The sequence below is a fragment of the Streptococcus sp. ST16 genome, from assembly GCF_046098135.1.
Classification (GTDB): domain Bacteria; phylum Bacillota; class Bacilli; order Lactobacillales; family Streptococcaceae; genus Streptococcus.
This window is the reverse complement of record NZ_JBJUSE010000014.1, coordinates 1-20472: the sequence shown is the minus strand read 5'-3', so window position 1 is coordinate 20472 and position 20472 is coordinate 1. Positions and strand designations below refer to the sequence as shown.

Genomic DNA, 20472 nt, shown 5'->3' with positions numbered 1-20472 from the left:
CTAGAAACTGCAGCTAGACGAGGGAAGGTAATATGGGATTCATTAAAATTCTAGCCAAGACTTACGGGAATTACTTTTTTGTGATGCAAAGCGTCAAAGTTCTGAAAAACATGAAAAAAGATGACAATGCTCTAGTAGGTTTCGGGAAAGTACTGCTTGCTGACATGCTGATGGATGTAGCCCAGTGGCTCGCAAAACCAGAGGATAAGGAATAACTTGAAATGAAAGAAACTAGCAGGAACTCCGCTGCTAGTTTTTTAATCTCTTCCCATATGGTATAATATAATCAGTAAAATCATTTTATACTCAATGAAAATCAAAGAGCAAACTATGAATCTAGCCGCAGGTTGCTCAAAACAGTGTTTTGAAGTTGTGGATGGAACTGACGAAGTCAGTAACCATACCTACGTTAAGGCAACGCTGATGTGGTTTGAAGAGATTTTCAAAGAGTATTAGAACATACATGGAGGTCGTCATGGATAATATCATCGATGTGTCAATTCCCGTTGCAGAAGTAGTGGACAAGCATCCAGAAGTCTTGGAAATCCTAGTGGAGCTGGGTTTTAAGCCACTTGCTAATCCCCTGATGCGCAGCACAGTCGGTCGCAAAGTATCGCTGAAGCAGGGTTCTAAACTTGAAGGAACTCCTATGGACAAGATTGTCCGCACGCTAGAAGCGAACGGCTATGAAGTGATTGGATTAGACTAATGGCAGATGAACGGATTCATATCCTACGGGATATTTTGTTAGAATTGCACAATGGTGCCTCTCCTGAGTCAGTTCAGGAGCGTTTTGATGCGACTTTTACGGGTGTTTCAGCCATCGAGATTTCCCTCATGGAGCACGAGCTGATGAACTCAGACTCAGGTGTCACCTTTGAAGATGTCATGGAACTCTGTGATGTTCATGCTAATCTTTTTAAAAATGCAGTTAAGGGTGTCGAAGTAGAGGATACCGAGCATCCTGGCCACCCCGTTCGCGTCTTCAAGGATGAAAATCTGGCTCTTCGTGCAGCCTTGATTCGCATTCGGAGATTGTTAGATACCTATGAGTCTATGGAAGACGAGGAAATGCTGGCAGAGATGCGTAAGGGTTTGGTTCGTCAAATGGGACTTTTGGGGCAATTTGATGTCCATTACCAGCGCAAGGAAGAGCTCTTCTTTCCCATCATGGAGCGCTATGGTCACGATTCACCCCCTAAGGTCATGTGGGGAGTGGATGATCAGAATAGAGAACTCTTTCAGACAGCTCTAGCGACAGCCAAGTCACTACCAGAAGTGCCGATTTCCACTGTAAAGGAAACTTTCGAAGCTTTTGCGACAGAGTTTGAAAGTATGATTTTCAAGGAAGAGTCCATCCTCCTCATGATTCTCCTTGAGTCTTTCACCCAGGATGATTGGATTCAGATTGCGGAGGAGAGCGATGCCTACGGCTATGCCATCATCCGTCCGTCTGAGAAATGGGTTCCAGAACGCCAGAGCTTTGTTGAGGAAAAGAGTGCAGAGGAGCCCGTGCAGCTAGACACTGCTGAAGGCCCAGTACATCAAGTTATCGATACGCCAGAAGGTCAGTTTACTATTACCTTTACCCCTAAGGAAAAGGAAGCAGTGCTGGACCGCCATAGTCAACAGGCTTTTGGGAATGGCTATCTCTCAGTTGAGCAGGCCAACCTTATTCTCAATCACCTTCCCATGGAGATCACCTTTGTCAATAAAGACGATATTTTCCAGTATTACAATGACAATGCGCCAGCTGATGAGATGATTTTCAAACGGACGCCGTCCCAAGTCGGGCGTAATGTAGAACTCTGCCATCCGCCCAAGTACTTAGACAAGGTGAAGGCTGTTATGAAAGGTCTTCGTGAAGGTAAAAAGGACAAGTATGAAATGTGGTTCAAGTCGGAGTCGCGAGGCAAGTTTGTCCACATCACCTATGCTGCGGTACACGATGAAAACGGGGAATTCCAAGGCGTGCTAGAGTATGTTCAGGATATCCAGCCCTACCGAGAGATTGATACGGACTATTTCCGTGGATTAGAATAAGGAGAACCAATGAGTTACGAACAGGAATTTATGAAGGAATTTGAAGCTTGGGTCAATACCCAGATTATGATCAATGACATGGCGCACAAGGAAAGTCAAAAGGTTTACGAAGAAGACCAAGACGAGCGTGCCAAAGATGCCATGATTCGCTACGAAAGCCGCTTGGATGCTTATCAGTTCTTGCTAGGTAAGTTTGAAAACTTCAAAGCAGGCAAGGGTTTCCATGATTTACCAGAGGGCTTGTTTGGTGAGCGAAACTATTAAAATTCAGATACTTTCTTGATTTTTTCTCAAAATCTTGATAGAATATTTTTATTAAATCCTTGTCAGAGCAGGGATTTTTTATTGAAAGGATTTTATCATGTCAAAGAAACTCCAACGTAAAAAACAATTGCGAAATAGCCTTCGCCGTTCAGGTGCATTTTCAACTACAGTGACCAAAGTTGTAGAAGAGACCAAAAAAGTCGTGAAACATGCGGAAAAATCTGCCAACCAAGCAGGAAAAGTCGTCTCTAAAAAAGTGGAACAAGCAGTAGAAGCGACCAAGGAACAAGCTCAAAAAGTGGCGAATTCAGTAGAAGATTTTGCAGCTAGTCTGGGTGGCCTCTCAGTAGATCGCGCTAAGACTTTCTATGATGAAGGCATCAAGTCAGTTTCTGATTTCAAAAACTGGACTGAAAAAGAACTCCTTGCCTTGAAAGGAATCGGCCCAGCTACCATCAAGAAATTGAAAGAAAATGGCATCAAGTTCAAGTAATTTTTCTTGCCCCTTGCATTTCCGTCAAAAACTTGCTACAATAAAGCCATTAGAGGTGTTTTGAATCCCACATTTTACAGAAAGTGGCGGAGCTGAGAAGTCCACAAATGTGTCAAAACTAGTTGCTGATGGATGAAAAATGAATAATATTGTCTTTTTATTATAAAGACGAGAGTTGCGGGCTCTGCCCGAAATTGGGTGGTACCGCGGATAAACACATTCGTCCCTGTCATGTAGATGGCAGGGCTTTTCTTTTGCGTCTTAGTCAAAGGAGGTTTTCATGAAGCAATCCTTTAAAACAAGTAAGCTCTACTATGGTTTTCCTATTTTCGTTTTGGGGTATCAGGATCAGAATTTTGGGCACAATATTACGACCTGTAGCTCCTCTTATAGCTTGGGAGATTGGCTAGTCATTGGTGTTGGTGCTGATGAAAATGCAGCTGAGCAAATCAAGCATTACCAGAAGTTTACTGTGAATATCCCTGATGAAAATCTCATGCTCGAGACGGAGCAGGCTGGTTTTATCAGTCATCTAGAGAAATTGAAACATCTGGGGCTTGCCTACGAGATTTCTGAACGGACTCAGGCACCGATTTTAAAGGCCTGTCCAGTTGTATTGGATTGCCAGGTAGATAGGATTATCGAGGAAGATGGAATTTGCCATATCTTTGCCAAGATTCTCGAGCGACTTGTTGATTCTGATTTGCTAGATGACAAGGGTCATTTGAAAAATGACCGTTTTGCGCCAACTTACTTTATGGGGGACGGGCATCAGCGCGTTTACCGTTATCTGGATGACCGGGTCGATCCCATGGGAAGCTTCATCAAGAAAGCGAGGAAGAAGGATGACAAGAACTGAATTGCCAGAACAAATCGAAACGGAGCGACTTGTCTTACGCGTCCGTACAGTGGCGGATGCCGAGGATATTCATGCCTACGCTAGTTTGCCAGAGGTCGCCTATCCAGCAGCATTTCACCCCGTCAAGACCTTGGAAGATGAGATTTATTACCTGAAACATATTCTTCCTGAGCGCAATCAAAAGGAAAATCTCCCAGCTGGTTATGGAATTGTCGTCAAAGGAACCGATAAGGTCATTGGGTCTGTTGACTTCAATCACCGTCACGAAGATGATGTGTTGGAACTCGGCTATACCTTGCATCCAGACTATTGGGGTTGCGGTTATGTACCAGAAGCAGCGCGTACCTTGATTGACCTAGGCTTTAAAGAATTGGGCCTTCACAAGATAGAACTGGTCTGCTTTGGATACAATGTCCAAAGTCAACGAGTCGCTGAGAAACTTGGTTTCACCCTCGAAGCTCGCATAAGAGACCGCAAAGATGCTCAAGGTAACCGTTGTGACAGTCTGATATATGGCTTACTAAGGAGTGAGTGGGAGGTGATTTGATGCATTTTTTCATCATTGGTGCTCCAGCATCAGGAAAAATGACGATAGGTCAAGAACTATCTCGAAAGACGAATGCTACCCTCTTTTATAACCATCAAGCCATTGATTTTGCACTAGAAATCTATCAGGACTTTACAGAAGAAATGTGGGAGTTTGTTCGAGGGATTACCTTTTCATTTCTGGAAACAAGCGCTCGGAATCATAGGTTGATGATTTTAACAGACGTAATTGATTTTTCAAATCAGTACCAGTTGACGTATTTAAAGCAAATTCAGGATTTATTGGATAACTTTCATCAAGAGATTCTGTTTGTTGAGTTGGAAACAAGTCTTGAAGAGCGTTTACGTCGAAATCGAACGGAGAACCGGTTGAAGCACAAGCCCTTGAAACGGCATATTGAGATATCTGAAAGAGAAATTTTAGAGACCACTGAAACCCTTCAATTAAATTCTCAAAACCAACCGAATGAGTTGCACCACTACCTTAAAATAAATAATACGAATCTGTCTGTAGCCGAAGTTGCCAAGCAGATTCAAGATAAAATGAATACAATAGAGAAAGGACACACACATGTCTAAAGAACTTTCACCTAAATACAATCCAGCCGAGGTTGAGGCTGGTCGTTACCAAAAATGGCTTGATGCGGATGTTTTCAAGCCTTCAGGAGATCAAAAGGCTAAGCCTTATTCAATCGTGATTCCACCACCAAACGTAACTGGTAAACTCCACCTTGGTCACGCTTGGGATACAACTTTGCAAGATATCATCATCCGTCAAAAACGCATGCAAGGCTTCGATACACTTTGGCTTCCAGGAATGGACCATGCTGGGATTGCCACTCAGGCTAAGGTTGAGGAGCGCTTGCGTGGTGAAGGTATTAGTCGTTACGACCTCGGTCGTGAAAAATTTCTAGATAAAGTCTGGGAATGGAAAGACGAGTATGCGACGACTATCAAGGAACAATGGGGCAAGATGGGGCTTTCTGTAGACTACTCTCGCGAGCGTTTCACCCTTGACGAAGGTTTGTCAAAAGCTGTTCGCAAGGTCTTTGTGGAGCTTTACAAGAAAGGATGGATTTACCGTGGTGAATTTATCATCAACTGGGATCCAAAAGCTCGTACAGCCCTTTCGGATATCGAGGTGATTCACAAGGATGTGGAAGGTGCCTTCTACCACATGAACTACATGTTGGAAGACGGTTCACGCGCCCTTGAAGTAGCAACAACACGTCCTGAGACTATGTTTGGGGACGTTGCGGTTGCGGTCAATCCAGAAGACCCACGCTACAAGGACCTGATCGGTAAAAACGTCGTCCTTCCTATCGCTAATAAATTGATTCCAATCGTTGGGGACGAACACGCAGACCCTGAGTTTGGTACTGGTGTCGTGAAAATCACTCCTGCCCACGATCCAAACGACTTCTTGGTTGGTCAACGCCATAATCTTCCGCAAGTGAACGTCATGAACGACGACGGAACCATGAACGACTTGGCCTTTGAATTTGCAGGCATGGATCGTTTCGAAGCTCGTAAGGCAGTCGTAGCTAAGTTGGAAGAAATCGGTGCCCTTGTTAAAATCGAAAAACGTGTCCACAGTGTTGGTCACTCAGAGCGTACAGGTGTAGTGGTTGAGCCACGCTTGTCTACTCAGTGGTTCGTCAAGATGGACCAATTGGCTAAGAACGCTATTGCAAACCAAGACACAGAGGACAAGGTTGACTTCTACCCACCTCGTTTCAATGATACCTTCCTTCAATGGATGGAAAATGTCCACGACTGGGTAATCTCTCGTCAGCTCTGGTGGGGGCACCAAATCCCTGCTTGGTACAATGCTGAGGGTGAAATGTACGTCGGCGAAGAAGCTCCAGAAGGTGACGGATGGACTCAGGACGAAGACGTCTTAGATACTTGGTTCAGTTCTGCCCTTTGGCCCTTCTCAACCATGGGCTGGCCGGATGTGGACTCAGAAGACTTCAAACGTTACTTCCCAACTTCAACCTTGGTAACCGGTTACGATATCATCTTCTTCTGGGTGTCTCGTATGATTTTCCAATCTTTGGAATTCACGGGACGTCAGCCATTCCAAAACGTTCTTATCCACGGTCTCATCCGTGACGAGCAAGGACGCAAGATGTCGAAGTCTCTCGGTAACGGGATTGACCCAATGGATGTTATCGAGAAATATGGTGCTGATGCCCTTCGTTGGTTCCTTTCAAACGGTTCTGCACCAGGACAAGACGTGCGCTTCTCTTACGAGAAAATGGATGCTTCATGGAACTTCATTAACAAGATCTGGAATATCTCTCGCTACATCCTCATGAACAATGAAGGCTTGACCCTTGAGCAAGCAACTGCCAATGTGGAAAAAGTTGCCAACAAGGAAGCTGGAAATGTCACAGACCGCTGGATTCTCCACAACCTCAATGAAACCATTGGAAAAGTCACTGAAAACTTTGATAAATTTGAGTTTGGTGTGGCTGGACACATCCTCTACAACTTCATCTGGGATGAGTTTGCGGACTGGTACGTTGAGTTGACCAAAGAAGTCCTTTATAGCGACAACGAAGAAGAGAAAGTCATCACACGTTCTGTTCTCCTTTACACCTTGGATAAGATCCTTCGTCTCCTCCACCCAATCATGCCATTCGTGACAGAGGAAATCTTTGGACAAATCTCAGAAGGATCTATCGTTACAGCGGAATACCCAACTGTCAACCCAGCCTTTGAAGACCTGGCGGCTCACACTGGCGTGGAAAGCCTCAAAGACTTGATCCGTGCCGTTCGTAATGCGCGTGCGGAAGTAAACGTAGCCCCAAGCAAGCCTATCACTATCCTAGTTAAGACAAGCGATAGCGACTTGGAAGCCTTCTTTAACAGCAATGTCAACTACATCAAACGCTTCACAAATCCAGAACACTTGGAAATCGCGTCAACCATCCCTGCACCTGAACTCGCGATGTCAAGCGTCATCACAGGAGCAGAAATCTACCTGCCACTGGCAGACCTCCTCAATGTCGAAGAAGAACTGGCTCGTCTTGACAAGGAACTCGCTAAATGGCAAAAAGAACTGGACATGGTAGGCAAGAAGCTCTCTAACGAACGCTTCGTAGCCAATGCCAAACCAGAAGTCGTCCAAAAAGAACGCGACAAACAAGCCGACTACCAAGCCAAGTACGATGCGACCGTAGCACGTATTGATGAGATGAAGAAGTTGGTGAAATAAACACAGAAACACGGTGATGAACCGTGTTTTTTTGGTATAATTTGAAGAGAGAAAACTTATCTCGGAGGGTATATGTTTATTTTAATCGGGATTTTCTTATTTCTATTCTCTATGAATTGAAGAATGAATTAAATTCCAAAGATGAGAAAGAATTGCAAGATCAAAATGAAGATTTTTTACGTTTTAAATTAAATAAGCTATTCAAGCTATACGAGAAAGGAGAGAGAGAGTTTTCTCTTCCAGAATTTAAAAAGTTATCTTATGAGTCTGATGGGAGAAAATATAATGATTTCTATAACAGTATGTTGTATTCAGAAATCTGTTTTAATTATTTGGATAGAGGAATAATTGGAACTTTCGTCCAAAACAAAATTACAGAAGCTGAGAGTGAAGAAGAAATAAAACAAAAAAGAAGAGCTGAAAAAATTCAAAACTTAATATTAAGTATGAATGAAGAATATCGATTAACTTGTCCAAAGAATGATTGCAAAATTAGACGATCCGAGAGAACAATAAAAAGGACGGTTTATCCGTCTTTTTTATTGCTTTGTTTTTAACTAGGTTAATAGCCTAGTTAGATTATTAAATCGTAAAAAATAGGGCTTCAATTTTTAGCTGCATTTTATAATTGTTTTATTATGTTTTGAAGAATTAAAAATCGGGGTGGTATATTTACCTTACCGACCACTTTAATTTTGTTTTCTACAGTAATTGATAAGGAAATGAGAGTTTAGAATCGATTTTAACAAAATATCTGTACAGAAAATGTATAGAAAGTGCTATAATCGTTATACATAACGTTATGTACAACGTATATAATCGACAAAAAAGAGGTGAGAATATGAGCGTGCAAATTAGTATGCGTGTATCAAAAGAACAGAAAGAAAGACTTGTAGAAATATCTAAAAAACAGAACAAAAGTCTGACTCAGTATGTTTTAGATAGATGTATTATAGATGATGTAGCACGTTCTAGCGCACGTGTAAAAAAATGCTACAAAGTCAAATTGAGCAATTGCGCGATGATTTTGAGCGTGAACGTACTCAACTAGTGGATCAAATCGATCAAAAAGACAAGCAGATTGCTGACATGATCGGAATCTATCATTTAGAGGTAAAAGTAATGGAGGGAATTTAAATGGGATTTAGGATATTCATGCTAATCGTAGTTTTACTTATTCCGTTAACTATGCTTTTATTTGGCTGGCTATTTTTCAGGAGAACACCGAAAGAAATCAATTATGTATTCGGATACCGAACAAAAAGGTCCATGAGGAATGAAGAAACATGGAAGTTTGCGAATCAATATTTTGGGAAAGTATGGTATCTTTGCGGACTACTTTCAGCACCTCTCTCCGTGATTGCCATGGCCATTGTTTTTGAAAAGGGAACGGAGACAATGAGTACTGTTGGCTTTATTATCACGATGATTCAGACAACCCCTTTAGTTGGCGCGATGATTTCAACAGAGATTGCATTGAAGAAAAACTTTGATGAAAACGGGAGAAGGAAATAAACGAGGTATATCCATCACTAGAAGAAAAGCAGCAATCTGTGATTTTTTCATTTCGTTTTGTCCATAGATTATCTAAAGAAATAGTTGAATATTTGATTTGGTTATATCTTCTTGAATGAAAATTATAAGTAAAAGATTTATTCATCCTTATACTGGAAAAAATCAATATTTTAGAAATCGTCTTACCACATAAAAAACTCAGTCAATTTGTTCTTAAAACTCCACCAAGCGACACCATCGGCTGGGTAGCAAAGAAATAAAAAGTCCTGTAACTTTACCCCATTTAACCTTTGACTATTCCGCAAAATTATCGTACAATAAAGAGTACATGATAAAATGAGGTCAGAGTCTGTTCGCTCTGGCGATAGTAGTAAAAATGAGGAGAAACGCTTTGGAATTAGAAGTATTTGCTGGGCAAGAAAAAAGTGAACTATCTATGATTGAGGTAGCGCGTGCTATCTTGGAACTTCGTGGTCGCGATCATGAGATGCATTTTAGCGATCTTGTAAACGAAATTCAAAACTACCTTGGAACATCAAACAGCGATATCCGCGAAGCTTTGCCTTTGTTCTACACAGAGTTGAACTTTGACGGTAGCTTTATCTCTCTTGGAGACAATAAATGGGGGCTTCGTTCATGGTATGGTGTGGACGAAATAGACGAAGAAATCATCGCTCTTGAAGAAAGTGACGATGATGAAGTAGCACCAAAAGCTAAGAAAAAACGTGTCAATGCCTTTATGGATGGTGATTCAGATGCCATTGACTACAACGCAGATGATCCAGAAGACGAAGATGCATACGAAGCAGATCCAGCTCTTTCATACGATGATGAAAATCCAGATGATGAGAAAAATGAAGTGGAAGCTTACGATGCAGAAATCAATGAAATCGCCCCTGATGACTTGGGTGAAGACGTGGATCTCAACGAAGAAGACGATGAGTTTTCTGACGATGACGCTGAAACAAGTGAAGAAGAGTAAAAGACTTCACAGAGGAGATCGCCTGATCTCCTTTTTCGTTCCTTGAGCAAGTCATCTGTTTGGATGTGGATCTTTAGTTGATTTTCTGAAAACAATCTCCTTTTTTCATGTTTTACCAATTCGGGTTGACAAATGTTCTGCTTTAAGGTATTATATTGTTCGGGCACCTCTTTTAGAGGTCGGGGCTCCCTAGTTACTAGGGAGCTATTTTTGTTTTTCAGGAAGTTTTCTTGAAAAGTCGTTATTCATAAGGGTCTTGTTTTCTATTTCCCCTCGTAGTTAACAAGGCCTTGAGCATTTTAGAAAGAGGAATCTATGTCTACGAAATATATTTTTGTAACTGGTGGTGTGGTGTCGTCTATTGGGAAAGGGATTGTCGCAGCAAGTCTGGGGCGACTTTTGAAAAATCGTGGTCTCAAAGTGACTATTCAGAAGTTTGACCCTTATATCAATATCGACCCGGGAACTATGAGTCCTTACCAGCACGGGGAAGTCTTTGTGACAGATGATGGGGCTGAGACCGATTTGGACTTGGGTCACTATGAACGTTTCATCGATATCAATCTCAACAAATATTCCAACGTGACAACTGGTAAAATCTACAGTGAAGTTCTTCGTAAGGAACGCCGTGGCGAATACCTTGGGGCAACTGTCCAAGTCATTCCTCATATCACAGATGCTTTGAAAGAGAAAATCAAGCGTGCTGCTGTAACGACAGACTCTGATGTCATTATCACAGAGGTTGGTGGAACCGTTGGGGATATCGAATCCTTGCCATTCCTAGAGGCCCTTCGTCAGATGAAGGCAGATGTGGGTGCAGATAATGTCATGTACATCCATACAACCTTGCTTCCTTACCTCAAGGCTGCTGGTGAAATGAAGACCAAGCCAACTCAACATTCTGTAAAAGAATTGCGTGGTTTGGGAATCCAGCCAAATATGTTAGTCATTCGTACAGAAAAACCAGCTGGTCAGGGCATTAAAAATAAACTAGCTCAGTTCTGTGACGTGGCACCAGAAGCTGTTATCGAGTCTTTGGATGTCGAACACCTTTACCAAATTCCATTGAATTTGCAGGCACAAGGTATGGACCAAATTGTTTGTGATCATTTGAAATTAGATGCACCAGCAGCGGATATGACAGAGTGGTCAGCCATGGTGGACAAGGTCATGAACCTCAAGAAACAAGTCAAGATTTCCCTCGTTGGTAAGTATGTGGAGTTGCAAGATGCCTACATCTCAGTGGTCGAAGCCTTGAAACACTCAGGGTATGCCAACGATGCAGAAGTGAAGATTAATTGGATCAATGCCAATGATGTGACAGCAGAGAATGTAGCAGAGATTTTGTCTGATGCGGACGGAATCATCGTACCAGGCGGTTTCGGTCAACGTGGTACGGAAGGGAAAATCCAAGCCATCCGTTATGCGCGTGAGAATGATATTCCAATGTTGGGAGTCTGCTTGGGAATGCAGTTGACTTGTATCGAGTTTGCTCGTAACGTTTTAGGTCTTGAAGGTGCCAATTCTGCAGAGCTTGATCCTGATACAAAATATCCTATCATTGATATCATGCGTGACCAGGTTGATGTTGAAGATATGGGTGGAACCCTTCGTTTGGGACTTTATCCATCTAAGTTGAAACGTGGTTCTAAGGCAGCAGCTGCTTATCACAATCAAGAAGTGGTGCAACGCCGTCACCGTCACCGTTATGAGTTTAACAACGCCTTTCGTGAACAGTTTGAGGTGGCAGGTTTTGTCTTCTCAGGAGTTTCTCCAGATAATCGTTTGGTAGAAATTGTGGAAATTCCAGAAAATAAATTCTTTGTGGCTTGTCAGTATCACCCTGAACTTTCCAGCCGTCCAAACCGTCCAGAAGAACTCTATACTGCCTTTGTCACTGCAGCAGTTGAGAACAGTAATTAGCAAAATCTTAACCTTTGAGAACAATCTCAGAGGTTTTTTAATTGCCTTGCTCCTATACGGCTTCCCTATTTGTCCTAGAGCCCTTTTTGTGTTACAATGAATGGTATGAAAGCTAAGAAATTATGGATGACTGGCCTGACTGTGGCTGGTCTAAGTGCACTCGCTTTGGGTGCCAAAAAAGCAGCAGATAACCACAAACTCATGAAGACTCAAGAAGAGTTGACAGCGATTGTACGAGACTATTTCTCGGATATGGGTGAGATTGCGACTCTCTATGTTCAAGTCTACGAAAGTAGTCTAGAGCGACTCGTCGGAGGAGTCATTTTCGAGGATGGTCGTCACTATACCTTTGTCTATGAAAATGAAGACCTAGTCTATGAGGAGGAAGTCTTATGATACAACCAGCAAGTATAGAAGAATTGGCATCTTTAGTAGAAAAAGATGGCAAGAAGGTCTTCCTTTTTGTGGTGGACTGGTGTGGCGATTGTCGTTATATCTATCCATCCTTGCCAGAGATTGAGGAGACTAATCCAGAGTTCACCTTTATTCGAGTGGACCGAGACCAGTATCTGGATCTGGCCAAACTCTGGGATGTTTATGGAATCCCTAGCCTTGTTGTTCTAGAAAAGGACAAGGAAATCGGCCGTTTTGTTAATCGCGACCGTAAAAGCAAGGAAGAAATTAACGACTTTTTAGCAGGACTGAAATAGGAGAAAAAGGAAAGAATGATTTTTACATATAATAAAGAGCATGTTGGCGATGTCCTTATGGTTATCGTGAAAAACAGCGGAGATGCCAAGTTGGACGTGGAGCGCAAAGGCAATATTGCCCGTGTTTTCATCAAAGAAAATGGAGAAACAGTAGCTTGGAATATTTTCGAAGTTTCAAGTTTGTTTGAAATTGCGGAGCGCGGCCAAGTCTTTTTGACAGATGAGCAAGTAGAACGTTTGAACCAAGAATTGCAGGCGGAAGGCTTTACAGAAGAAATTGTCAATGACAAGGAACCTAAGTTTGTTGTTGGTGAAATTGTCGAGATGGTAGCTCACCCAGATAGTGACCACCTTAATATCTGCCAAGTGGCCGTCGCAAGTGACAAGATAGTGCAAATCGTTGCAGGAGCACCTAATGCGCGTGTTGGGTTGAAAACCATTGTCGCTCTTCCTGGAGCTATGATGCCCAAAGGCAATCTCATTTTCCCAGGTGAACTTCGTGGTGAAAAGAGTTTTGGCATGATGTGCAGTCCTCGTGAGTTGCATTTGCCAAATGCTCCGCAAAAACGTGGGGTGCTTGAATTATCAGAAGACCAAGTTATCGGAACACCATTCGACCCAGCTAAGCACTGGACTGTTTAAGAAGTTGTTAGTATCTGATACACTAGATAGAAGGAAATAAGATGGCAAAAAATGTAGTGATTACAGGGGCGACCTCAGGAATCGGTGAAGCGATTGCACGTGCTTATCTGGAGCAGGGTGAGAATATCGTTCTAACAGGGCGACGGACAGACAGACTAGAAGTCCTCAAGTCAGAGTTTGCAGAAACTTTTCCAAATCAAACAGTTTGGACTTTTCCACTGGATGTCACGGATATGACCATGGTCAAGACTGTCTGCTCCGATATTCTAGAAACTATAGGGCAGATTGATATCTTGGTCAATAATGCTGGACTAGCTCTTGGCTTGGCTCCCTATCAAGACTATGAAGAGTTGGATATGCTGACCATGCTAGATACCAATGTCAAAGGTTTAATGGCAGTGACTCGCTTTTTCTTGCCAGCAATGGTAAAAGCCAATCAAGGTCACATTATCAACATGGGATCGACCGCAGGAATCTATGCCTATGCGGGAGCCGCTGTTTATTCAGCGACCAAGGCTGCGGTTAAGACTTTTTCAGATGGACTGCGAATTGATACTATCGCAACGGATATCAAGGTGACAACCATTCAACCGGGGATTGTCGAAACAGATTTTTCTACAGTACGTTTTCATGGTGACAAAGAGCGGGCTGCGACAGTCTATCAGGGAATTGAAGCCTTGCAGGCACAAGACATCGCAGACACAGTAGTCTATGTGACCAGCCAACCCCGTCGTGTGCAGATTACAGATATGACCATTATGGCCAATCAACAGGCGACTGGTTTTATGGTTCATAAAAAGTAAAAAATTTCCTCGAAAAGTTACAAATTTCTGTAACTTTTTTTGATTTCCTACGAATAGATAAGTAGGAGGAAGAAAATATGTATAATAAAGTTATCATGATTGGGCGTTTGACGTCTACACCAGAATTGCACAAAACCAACAATGACAAGTCAGTAGCGCGAGCAACTATCGCTGTGAACCGTCGTTACAAAGACCAAAATGGGGAACGCGAAGCTGACTTTGTCAATCTGGTTCTTTGGGGGAAATTGGCTGAAACCTTGGCAAGTTACGCAACTAAAGGTAGTCTTATCTCTGTGGATGGAGAACTTCGTACCCGTCGCTTTGAGAAAAATGGCCAGATGAACTACGTGACTGAAGTTCTTGCCACAGGATTCCAACTTTTGGAAAGCCGCGCTCAACGTGCTATGCGTGAAAATAACGCAGGTCAGGATTTGGCGGATTTGGTTTTGGAAGAGGAGGAATTGCCATTTTAAGCATAGAAAAGCCTGAGTCAATCTTAGGCTTTTTTATGTTGAGAAAGTCAGACTTTTTTCTTGACTATTTCTGACCAAGTGATACAATAGAACTATGAATTAGCACTCAGATATAAAGAGTGCTAATAATATGTATCTCATCATGGAGGAAGACAGATGTTGAAACCATTAGGAGACCGTGTGGTCTTGAAAATCGAAGAAAAAGAACAAACTGTTGGAGGCTTTGTCCTTGCAGGCTCAGCCCAAGAAAAAACAAAAACAGCCCAAGTTGTAGCTACTGGACAAGGTGTTCGTACTTTGAACGGTGACTTGGTAGCTCCAAGCGTGAAGCCTGGAGACCGTGTTTTAGTGGAAGCCCATGCAGGTATTGATGTCAAAGATGGCGATGAAAAGTATATCATCGTAGGCGAAGCCAACATCTTGGCGATCATTGAAGAATAGAAGGAGAAAGTAAGTATGTCAAAAGAAATTAAATTTTCATCTGATGCTCGTTCAGCTATGGTTCGTGGTGTCGATATCCTTGCAGACACTGTTAAAGTAACCTTAGGACCAAAAGGTCGTAATGTTGTTCTTGAAAAATCATTCGGTTCACCACTCATCACCAACGACGGGGTGACCATTGCCAAAGAAATCGAGTTGGAAGATCATTTTGAAAATATGGGTGCCAAGTTGGTATCAGAAGTCGCTTCAAAGACCAATGATATCGCAGGTGACGGAACGACAACTGCAACTGTCTTGACTCAAGCCATCGTCCGCGAAGGAATCAAAAACGTTACTGCAGGTGCCAATCCAATCGGTATCCGTCGGGGGATTGAAGCAGCAGTTGCTGCTGCAGTAGAAGCCTTGAAAAACAATGCCATCCCTGTTGCCAATAAGGAAGCCATCGCTCAGGTTGCTGCCGTATCTTCTCGTTCTGAAAAAGTCGGCGAATACATCTCTGAAGCCATGGAAAAAGTTGGTAAAGACGGTGTTATCACCATTGAAGAGTCACGTGGTATGGAAACAGAGCTTGAAGTCGTAGAAGGAATGCAGTTTGACCGCGGATACCTATCACAGTACATGGTGACAGATAGCGAAAAAATGGTGGCTGACCTTGAAAATCCATATATCTTGATTACCGACAAGAAGATTTCCAATATCCAAGAAATCTTGCCACTTCTAGAAAGCATTCTCCAAAGCAATCGTCCTCTCTTGATTATTGCGGATGATGTAGATGGCGAAGCTCTTCCAACCCTTGTATTGAACAAGATTCGTGGTACTTTTAATGTAGTTGCTGTTAAGGCACCTGGCTTTGGTGACCGTCGTAAGGCTATGTTAGAAGACATCGCTATCTTGACAGGCGGAACAGTCATCACAGAAGATCTTGGTTTTGAGTTGAAAGATGCTACAATTGAGGCGCTTGGTCAAGCTGCTAGAGTGACTGTGGACAAAGACAGTACGGTTATCGTAGAAGGTGCTGGCAATCCTGAAGCCATTTCCCACCGTGTTGCGGTTATCAAGTCACAAATCGAAACCACAACTTCTGAATTCGACCGTGAAAAACTCCAAGAACGCTTGGCTAAATTGTCAGGTGGTGTCGCAGTCATCAAGGTCGGTGCAGCAACTGAAACTGAGTTGAAGGAAATGAAACTTCGTATCGAAGATGCCCTCAACGCTACTCGTGCAGCTGTTGAAGAAGGAATCGTTGCTGGTGGTGGAACTGCTCTTGCCAATGTCATTCCAGCCGTTGCTGATTTGGAATTGACAGGTGATGAAGCAACAGGACGCAATATTGTTCTCCGTGCCTTGGAAGAACCTGTTCGTCAAATTGCCCACAATGCAGGATTTGAAGGGTCTATCGTTATCGATCGCTTGAAGAATGCTGAGCTTGGTACAGGTTTCAACGCAGCAACTGGTGAGTGGGTTAATATGATTGAAGAAGGAATCATCGACCCAGTTAAGGTTAGCCGTTCTGCCCTTCAAAATGCAGCATCTGTAGCTAGCTTGATCTTGACTACAGAAGCAGTCGTAGCCAATAAACCTGAACCAGTAGCACCTGCTCCAGCCATGGATCCAAGCATGATGGGCGGAATGATGTAAGCTGTTTATACTAAACAATTCATAAGAAACACAAAAGGAGGGAATGAGCATCCCTCCTTTTATCGCTTCCTTTTTATAAAATAGATTTGAGCTGGTTGGTGATATATGGTAAAATAACTAATAGTAAAAGGAGAAGAACATGATCGATGTAGAAGAAATTCTGAGCAAGATGAATCCCAATCAGAAGATTAATTATGACCGTGTCATGCAGAAAATGGTTCAGGTTTGGGAGAAAAATGAGCAACGTCCAACTATTCTCATGCATGTTTGCTGTGCTCCTTGTAGTACCTACACCCTAGAGTATCTGACCAAGTACGCGGATGTGACCATCTATTTTGCCAACTCCAATATCCATCCCAAGGCAGAATACCACAAGCGGGCTTACGTCACCAAGAAATTTGTCAGTGATTTCAATGAGCGAACAGGTAATACGGTTCAGTACCTTGAAGCTCCCTACGAACCAAATGAATACCGGAAGTTAGTCAGAGGACTGGAAGAAGAACCCGAAGGTGGTGACCGTTGCAAGGTTTGTTTTGACTACCGTCTGGACAAAACAGCGCAAGTGGCTATGGATTTGGGCTTTGACTACTTTGGTTCAGCCTTGACCATCAGTCCCCATAAGAATTCTCAAACCATCAACAGTATCGGAATTGATGTGCAAAAGATTTATACCACCCACTATCTCCCAAGTGATTTCAAGAAAAATCAAGGCTACAAGCGTTCGGTGGAGATGTGCGAGGAGTATGATATCTATCGTCAATGTTATTGTGGATGCGTCTATGCAGCTCAAGCCCAGGACATTGATCTTGTTCAGATTAAGAAGGATGCCACGGCTTTCTTGTTGGATAAGGATGTTGAGAAAGACTATTCCCACATCAAGTTTACTGTTACTAAATTAGATATATAGAAATCAACCCAGCTGTAAAGCTGGGTTTTTCAAATAAAAAAACCGGGGCTTTCACCCCAGTTTGACAACTTTACCGATTCTTTAGTTCTATGTAGCGTTTGTACCAAATGTTGACATAGGCTTCTGAGAAAGGACCGCGTCCATTGTTAATCCAATCAACAAGGATTTTAACATGCTCTTTCAAAATATAGTCTAAATCATCAGAATACTTCATTTTGCGTTTATGGCGCTCATACTCCTCAACGTCTAAGAGACGTTTTTCACCATCAGTGAAGACCTTGACATCCAAATCATAATCAATGTATTTCAGGGCTTCCTCATCTAGATAGTAGGGGCTAGCCATATTGCAATAGTAGGAAATCCCATTATCGCGAATCATAGCAATGATATTAAACCAATATTTTTTGTGAAAGTAAACAATAGCCGGTTCTCGAGTCACCCAACGACGACCGTCACTTTCGGTAACAAGTGTGTGGTCGTTGACGCCGATAATGGCGTTCTCTGTTGTTTTTAGTACCATGGTGTCCCGCCAAGTACGGTGAAGACTCCCATCATGCTTATAACTTTGAATTGTAATAAAGTCGCCTTCTTTTGGAAGTTTCATAACTAACCAACTTTCTACAATTTATAAGTTTATCGTCTACTATTATATCATAAATTGGTCTAATTTTTTTGAATTTTACACGAAAATGTTAAAGATATTCTCTGAGAGCGCTAGCTATATCCGAAAAATCATAGCCTTTTCGAGCTAAAACTTGGGTTAAACGCTGTTTAAGTTCGTATCCTTCATACTTTCGAGCATACTTAGCATATTGTTTATCTAGCTCTTTAAAAATAAGTTCTTGAGTCGTTTCTTGGTCAACTTTACTATCCAAGTCGTCAGAGGCATTTTTAGCATCAGCATAGGAGAAGCCTTTGTTGGTCAAGTTTTGAATAATCTTATCCTGCAAGGCACGAGTGGGAAGCTTTCCCGTGTATTTTTTAAGTAGTTTCTCCGCCACACGATGAGCAACCTCTGAAAAATCAAAATCCTTTAAAACCTCTTCAATAGTTGATTTGGCAATCCCTTTTTGAGATAGTTTTTGAGCTAGCACATAAGGTCCCTTATCTCCAGAAAGTTGATTGGCATTGATAATAGAGTAGGCATACTGACGATCATTAATCCAGTTGTCTTCTTTTAGATTAGCGATAACTTGACTAGCGATTGTATCTTCAATATCATACTTGTCCAGATACTCTCGCACTTCTTTTTCAGTACGGGCCTTGAAGGATAGATGGTAGAGAGCAAGATTTTTGCCATAAGAAAACTGGGCAAAGTCCTGAATCTCGGCAAGTTCCTCTTTGCTAATGACCTTATCTCGAGACAGCATAAAGCGAACAATCGTATCCTCGGTAATGTAGCAGGATTGGTCATTATCGAGTTCTAGCAGATAGAGACGTTTTTTCTTTTCGAGTTTTGTGATTTTCATGGTTCTATTATACCCTAAAATGTGATAAGATAGGGGTATGAATCTGAAAGTCAAACAAAAAATACCTTTAAAAATCAAGCGGATGGGTATCAATGGTGAGGGAATCGGTTTCTACCAGAAAACCCTCGTTTTTGTGCCAGGCGCCCTCAAAGGAGAAGACATCTATTGTCAGATTACTTCTATTAAACGTAACTTTGTTGAAGCCAAATTGCTAAAGGTTAATAAGAAGTCTAAATTTCGAGTGGTACCAGCATGTACGATTTACAATGAATGTGGTGGTTGCCAAATCATGCACCTTCACTATGATAAACAGTTAGAGTTCAAAACGGATTTGCTCCGCCAAGCCTTGAAAAAATTTGCTCCTGCAGGATATGAAAACTATGAAATCCGTCCAACTATCGGAATGCAGGAACCAAAGTACTACCGTGCTAAGTTGCAATTTCAGACCCGAAAATTCAACAATCAGGTCAAGGCAGGTTTGTATGCGCAAAACTCTCATTACCTCGTAGAATTGAAAGACTGCTTGGTGCAAGATAAGGAAACCCAAGTGATTGCGAATCGCCTAGCTGAGCTTCTCACTTACCATCAAATCCCCATCACCGATGAGAGAAAAACGCAAGGTGTTCGCACCATCATGGTACGTCGAGCGAGAAAAACTGGACAAGTCCAGATTATCATCGTCACAAATCGCCAGCTTAATTTAAATCAACTAATCAAAGACTTAGTCAAAGATTTTCCAGAAGTCGTTACGGTTGCAGTCAATACAAATACAGCAAAAACAAGTGAAATCTATGGTGAAAAGACAGAAATCATCTGGGGCCAAGAGAGTATTCGAGAAGGAGTGCTCGACTATGAGTTTTCTCTCTCCCCTCGAGCCTTCTATCAGCTTAATCCGGAGCAGACTGAGATTCTCTATAGTGAAGCAGTTAAGGCTCTGGATGTTAGCGAAAGAGATCATCTGATTGATGCCTATTGCGGTGTTGGAACGATTGGATTTGCCTTCGCGAAGAAGGTCAAGAGTCTCAGAGGGATGGATATTATCCCAGAAGCCATAGAAGATGCCAAGCGAAATGCTAAAAAAATGGGATTTGACAATACTCATTACGAAGCTGGTACAGCTGAAGAGATTATTCCCCGCTGGTATCAAGATGGTTACCGAGCAGATGCATTGATAGTCGATCCTCCTCGGACGGGTTTAGATGATAAGCTGTTGGATACCATTCTAACCTATGTTCCAGAAAAAATGGTCTATGTATCCTGCAATGTTTCTACCTTGGCGCGAGATTTAGTTAAACTGGTAAAAGTCTATGATCTCCAGTATATCCAGTCGGTCGATATGTTTCCCCACACTGCACGAACAGAAGCAGTTGTTAAGTTAGTGAAGAAAATAAAAAATCAACTTCATTGAAAAAAAGATCTTGACAAAGTAGGAAAAGTAGGTATAATAGAAAGAGTTGAAAAGCTCAAGGTCCGTTGGTCAAGGGGTTAAGACACCGCCTTTTCACGGCGGTAACACGGGTTCGAATCCCGTACGGACTATG

Annotated in this window: 26 protein-coding genes and 1 tRNA gene; 25 read left to right on the top strand and 2 right to left on the bottom strand. The window is 42.3% G+C overall.

All coding sequences use genetic code 11. The features are described 5' to 3' along the window. The first annotated feature begins 32 nt into the window (after window positions 1-32). The 23 genes from ACIY14_RS08235 to ACIY14_RS08125 all read left to right on the top strand — a co-directional run bounded on the left by ACIY14_RS08235 (window position 33) and on the right by ACIY14_RS08125 (window position 17462). Entirely contained in the window at window positions 33-215 is a 183-nt protein-coding gene (locus ACIY14_RS08235) for a hypothetical protein (protein WP_084920428.1), read from the top strand. Window positions 216-309: 94 nt separating this feature from the next. Then, window positions 310-456: a hypothetical protein gene (locus ACIY14_RS08230; RefSeq protein WP_409002222.1), complete on the top strand. Its 147-nt coding sequence runs from the start codon at window positions 310-312 to the stop codon at window positions 454-456. A 19-nt stretch (window positions 457-475) separates the two neighbouring features. Further along, complete coding sequence (locus tag ACIY14_RS08225) at window positions 476-709, top strand: DUF1858 domain-containing protein (protein WP_084932749.1); 234 nt, start codon at window positions 476-478, stop codon at window positions 707-709. Then, window positions 709-2043, top strand: a complete 1335-nt coding sequence (locus ACIY14_RS08220; RefSeq protein ID WP_409002221.1) for a DUF438 domain-containing protein — start codon at window positions 709-711, stop codon at window positions 2041-2043. Before ACIY14_RS08225 ends, ACIY14_RS08220 begins: the two co-directional genes overlap by 1 nt. A 9-nt stretch (window positions 2044-2052) precedes the next feature. Next, a complete protein-coding gene (locus tag ACIY14_RS08215) occupies window positions 2053-2307 on the top strand; it encodes a DUF1912 family protein (protein ID WP_000119707.1) in 255 nt (84 codons plus the stop codon). A gap of 97 nt (window positions 2308-2404) precedes the next feature. After that, the gene (locus ACIY14_RS08210) at window positions 2405-2800 is read left to right on the top strand and encodes a helix-hairpin-helix domain-containing protein (RefSeq protein ID WP_409002220.1); all 396 of its coding nucleotides are present in this window, start codon (window positions 2405-2407) and stop codon (window positions 2798-2800) included. 280 nt (window positions 2801-3080) lie between these two features. Then, complete coding sequence (locus ACIY14_RS08205; RefSeq protein WP_409002219.1) at window positions 3081-3659, top strand: flavin reductase family protein; 579 nt, start codon at window positions 3081-3083, stop codon at window positions 3657-3659. After that, on the top strand, window positions 3646-4206 hold the full coding sequence (locus tag ACIY14_RS08200; protein WP_409002218.1) for a GNAT family N-acetyltransferase: 561 nt from the start codon (window positions 3646-3648) through the stop codon (window positions 4204-4206). The genes ACIY14_RS08205 and ACIY14_RS08200 overlap by 14 nt, the downstream gene beginning before the upstream one ends. Continuing rightward, the gene (locus tag ACIY14_RS08195) at window positions 4206-4784 is read left to right on the top strand and encodes an AAA family ATPase (protein ID WP_409002217.1); all 579 of its coding nucleotides are present in this window, start codon (window positions 4206-4208) and stop codon (window positions 4782-4784) included. The genes ACIY14_RS08200 and ACIY14_RS08195 overlap by 1 nt, the downstream gene beginning before the upstream one ends. Next, on the top strand, window positions 4777-7428 hold the full coding sequence (locus ACIY14_RS08190; RefSeq protein ID WP_409002216.1) for a valine--tRNA ligase: 2652 nt from the start codon (window positions 4777-4779) through the stop codon (window positions 7426-7428). Before ACIY14_RS08195 ends, ACIY14_RS08190 begins: the two co-directional genes overlap by 8 nt. 152 nt (window positions 7429-7580) lie before the next feature. Beyond that, complete coding sequence (locus ACIY14_RS08185; RefSeq protein WP_409002215.1) at window positions 7581-7985, top strand: hypothetical protein; 405 nt, start codon at window positions 7581-7583, stop codon at window positions 7983-7985. A gap of 433 nt (window positions 7986-8418) precedes the next feature. After that, window positions 8419-8565, top strand: coding sequence for a hypothetical protein (locus tag ACIY14_RS08180; protein WP_156025221.1), 147 nt, complete (start codon window positions 8419-8421; stop codon window positions 8563-8565). After that, the gene (locus tag ACIY14_RS08175) at window positions 8566-8943 is read left to right on the top strand and encodes an SdpI family protein (protein WP_409002214.1); all 378 of its coding nucleotides are present in this window, start codon (window positions 8566-8568) and stop codon (window positions 8941-8943) included. A gap of 391 nt (window positions 8944-9334) precedes the next feature. After that, window positions 9335-9925, top strand: coding sequence for a DNA-directed RNA polymerase subunit delta (rpoE, locus tag ACIY14_RS08170; protein WP_000418415.1), 591 nt, complete (start codon window positions 9335-9337; stop codon window positions 9923-9925). Window positions 9926-10240: 315 nt separating this feature from the next. Further along, window positions 10241-11848, top strand: coding sequence for a CTP synthase (locus tag ACIY14_RS08165; protein WP_409002213.1), 1608 nt, complete (start codon window positions 10241-10243; stop codon window positions 11846-11848). A 96-nt stretch (window positions 11849-11944) separates the two neighbouring features. Beyond that, window positions 11945-12244 carry a DUF4651 domain-containing protein gene (locus ACIY14_RS08160; RefSeq protein ID WP_061415744.1) on the top strand — a complete coding sequence of 100 codons (300 nt, stop codon included), beginning with the start codon at window positions 11945-11947 and terminating at the stop codon, window positions 12242-12244. Then, a complete protein-coding gene (locus tag ACIY14_RS08155; RefSeq protein WP_409002212.1) occupies window positions 12241-12558 on the top strand; it encodes a thioredoxin family protein in 318 nt (105 codons plus the stop codon). The genes ACIY14_RS08160 and ACIY14_RS08155 overlap by 4 nt, the downstream gene beginning before the upstream one ends. Before the next feature lie 15 nt (window positions 12559-12573). After that, the gene (gene ytpR, locus ACIY14_RS08150; RefSeq protein WP_409002211.1) at window positions 12574-13200 is read left to right on the top strand and encodes a YtpR family tRNA-binding protein; all 627 of its coding nucleotides are present in this window, start codon (window positions 12574-12576) and stop codon (window positions 13198-13200) included. Between the two features lie 41 nt (window positions 13201-13241). Further along, on the top strand, window positions 13242-14003 hold the full coding sequence (locus tag ACIY14_RS08145) for an SDR family NAD(P)-dependent oxidoreductase (RefSeq protein ID WP_409002210.1): 762 nt from the start codon (window positions 13242-13244) through the stop codon (window positions 14001-14003). Between the two features lie 77 nt (window positions 14004-14080). Further along, window positions 14081-14476: a single-stranded DNA-binding protein gene (locus ACIY14_RS08140; protein WP_000282459.1), complete on the top strand. Its 396-nt coding sequence runs from the start codon at window positions 14081-14083 to the stop codon at window positions 14474-14476. Window positions 14477-14632: 156 nt separating this feature from the next. Next, window positions 14633-14917 (top strand): co-chaperone GroES, encoded by a 285-nt coding sequence (gene groES / locus ACIY14_RS08135; RefSeq protein ID WP_000917326.1) that lies wholly within the window; start codon window positions 14633-14635, stop codon window positions 14915-14917. A 15-nt stretch (window positions 14918-14932) separates the two neighbouring features. Continuing rightward, complete coding sequence (gene groL, locus ACIY14_RS08130; RefSeq protein WP_409002209.1) at window positions 14933-16555, top strand: chaperonin GroEL; 1623 nt, start codon at window positions 14933-14935, stop codon at window positions 16553-16555. Window positions 16556-16694: 139 nt separating this feature from the next. After that, window positions 16695-17462, top strand: coding sequence for an epoxyqueuosine reductase QueH (locus ACIY14_RS08125; RefSeq protein ID WP_409002208.1), 768 nt, complete (start codon window positions 16695-16697; stop codon window positions 17460-17462). A 70-nt stretch (window positions 17463-17532) separates the two neighbouring features. Here ACIY14_RS08125 and ACIY14_RS08120 read toward each other — a convergent pair whose 3' ends face one another. Both ACIY14_RS08120 and recX read right to left on the bottom strand, forming a co-directional pair. Continuing rightward, window positions 17533-18066 carry a DUF402 domain-containing protein gene (locus ACIY14_RS08120; RefSeq protein ID WP_000775318.1) on the bottom strand — a complete coding sequence of 178 codons (534 nt, stop codon included), beginning with the start codon at window positions 18064-18066 and terminating at the stop codon, window positions 17533-17535. An 88-nt stretch (window positions 18067-18154) separates the two neighbouring features. Beyond that, a complete protein-coding gene (gene recX / locus ACIY14_RS08115) occupies window positions 18155-18931 on the bottom strand; it encodes a recombination regulator RecX (RefSeq protein ID WP_409002207.1) in 777 nt (258 codons plus the stop codon). Window positions 18932-18968: 37 nt separating this feature from the next. Between recX and rlmD the strand changes: the two genes are divergently transcribed. Then, window positions 18969-20339 carry a 23S rRNA (uracil(1939)-C(5))-methyltransferase RlmD gene (rlmD, locus tag ACIY14_RS08110; RefSeq protein ID WP_409002206.1) on the top strand — a complete coding sequence of 457 codons (1371 nt, stop codon included), beginning with the start codon at window positions 18969-18971 and terminating at the stop codon, window positions 20337-20339. A 59-nt stretch (window positions 20340-20398) separates the two neighbouring features. Beyond that, window positions 20399-20470: transfer RNA gene (locus tag ACIY14_RS08105), tRNA-Glu, on the top strand. Window positions 20471-20472 lie beyond the last annotated feature (2 nt).

What these genes read in the sequence shown, in the direction of transcription:
- ACIY14_RS08220 (WP_409002221.1), top strand. Translation starts at nt 709, where the DNA reads ATGGCAGATGAACGGATTCATATCCTACGGGATATTTTGTTAGAATTG.
- ACIY14_RS08225 (WP_084932749.1), top strand. Translation starts at nt 476, where the DNA reads ATGGATAATATCATCGATGTGTCAATTCCCGTTGCAGAAGTAGTGGAC.
- ACIY14_RS08155 (WP_409002212.1), top strand. Translation starts at nt 12,241, where the DNA reads ATGATACAACCAGCAAGTATAGAAGAATTGGCATCTTTAGTAGAAAAA.
- rlmD (WP_409002206.1), top strand. Translation starts at nt 18,969, where the DNA reads ATGAATCTGAAAGTCAAACAAAAAATACCTTTAAAAATCAAGCGGATG.
- ACIY14_RS08230 (WP_409002222.1), top strand. Translation starts at nt 310, where the DNA reads ATGAAAATCAAAGAGCAAACTATGAATCTAGCCGCAGGTTGCTCAAAA.
- ytpR (WP_409002211.1), top strand. Translation starts at nt 12,574, where the DNA reads ATGATTTTTACATATAATAAAGAGCATGTTGGCGATGTCCTTATGGTT.
- ACIY14_RS08165 (WP_409002213.1), top strand. Translation starts at nt 10,241, where the DNA reads ATGTCTACGAAATATATTTTTGTAACTGGTGGTGTGGTGTCGTCTATT.
- ACIY14_RS08145 (WP_409002210.1), top strand. Translation starts at nt 13,242, where the DNA reads ATGGCAAAAAATGTAGTGATTACAGGGGCGACCTCAGGAATCGGTGAA.
- ACIY14_RS08125 (WP_409002208.1), top strand. Translation starts at nt 16,695, where the DNA reads ATGATCGATGTAGAAGAAATTCTGAGCAAGATGAATCCCAATCAGAAG.
- ACIY14_RS08175 (WP_409002214.1), top strand. Translation starts at nt 8,566, where the DNA reads ATGGGATTTAGGATATTCATGCTAATCGTAGTTTTACTTATTCCGTTA.
- recX (WP_409002207.1), bottom strand. Translation starts at nt 18,931, where the DNA reads ATGAAAATCACAAAACTCGAAAAGAAAAAACGTCTCTATCTGCTAGAA.
- ACIY14_RS08140 (WP_000282459.1), top strand. Translation starts at nt 14,081, where the DNA reads ATGTATAATAAAGTTATCATGATTGGGCGTTTGACGTCTACACCAGAA.
- ACIY14_RS08120 (WP_000775318.1), bottom strand. Translation starts at nt 18,066, where the DNA reads ATGAAACTTCCAAAAGAAGGCGACTTTATTACAATTCAAAGTTATAAG.
- ACIY14_RS08160 (WP_061415744.1), top strand. Translation starts at nt 11,945, where the DNA reads ATGAATGGTATGAAAGCTAAGAAATTATGGATGACTGGCCTGACTGTG.
- ACIY14_RS08180 (WP_156025221.1), top strand. Translation starts at nt 8,419, where the DNA reads ATGCTACAAAGTCAAATTGAGCAATTGCGCGATGATTTTGAGCGTGAA.
- ACIY14_RS08215 (WP_000119707.1), top strand. Translation starts at nt 2,053, where the DNA reads ATGAGTTACGAACAGGAATTTATGAAGGAATTTGAAGCTTGGGTCAAT.
- ACIY14_RS08200 (WP_409002218.1), top strand. Translation starts at nt 3,646, where the DNA reads ATGACAAGAACTGAATTGCCAGAACAAATCGAAACGGAGCGACTTGTC.
- ACIY14_RS08190 (WP_409002216.1), top strand. Translation starts at nt 4,777, where the DNA reads ATGTCTAAAGAACTTTCACCTAAATACAATCCAGCCGAGGTTGAGGCT.
- ACIY14_RS08205 (WP_409002219.1), top strand. Translation starts at nt 3,081, where the DNA reads ATGAAGCAATCCTTTAAAACAAGTAAGCTCTACTATGGTTTTCCTATT.
- ACIY14_RS08195 (WP_409002217.1), top strand. Translation starts at nt 4,206, where the DNA reads ATGCATTTTTTCATCATTGGTGCTCCAGCATCAGGAAAAATGACGATA.
- groES (WP_000917326.1), top strand. Translation starts at nt 14,633, where the DNA reads ATGTTGAAACCATTAGGAGACCGTGTGGTCTTGAAAATCGAAGAAAAA.
- groL (WP_409002209.1), top strand. Translation starts at nt 14,933, where the DNA reads ATGTCAAAAGAAATTAAATTTTCATCTGATGCTCGTTCAGCTATGGTT.
- ACIY14_RS08210 (WP_409002220.1), top strand. Translation starts at nt 2,405, where the DNA reads ATGTCAAAGAAACTCCAACGTAAAAAACAATTGCGAAATAGCCTTCGC.
- ACIY14_RS08235 (WP_084920428.1), top strand. Translation starts at nt 33, where the DNA reads ATGGGATTCATTAAAATTCTAGCCAAGACTTACGGGAATTACTTTTTT.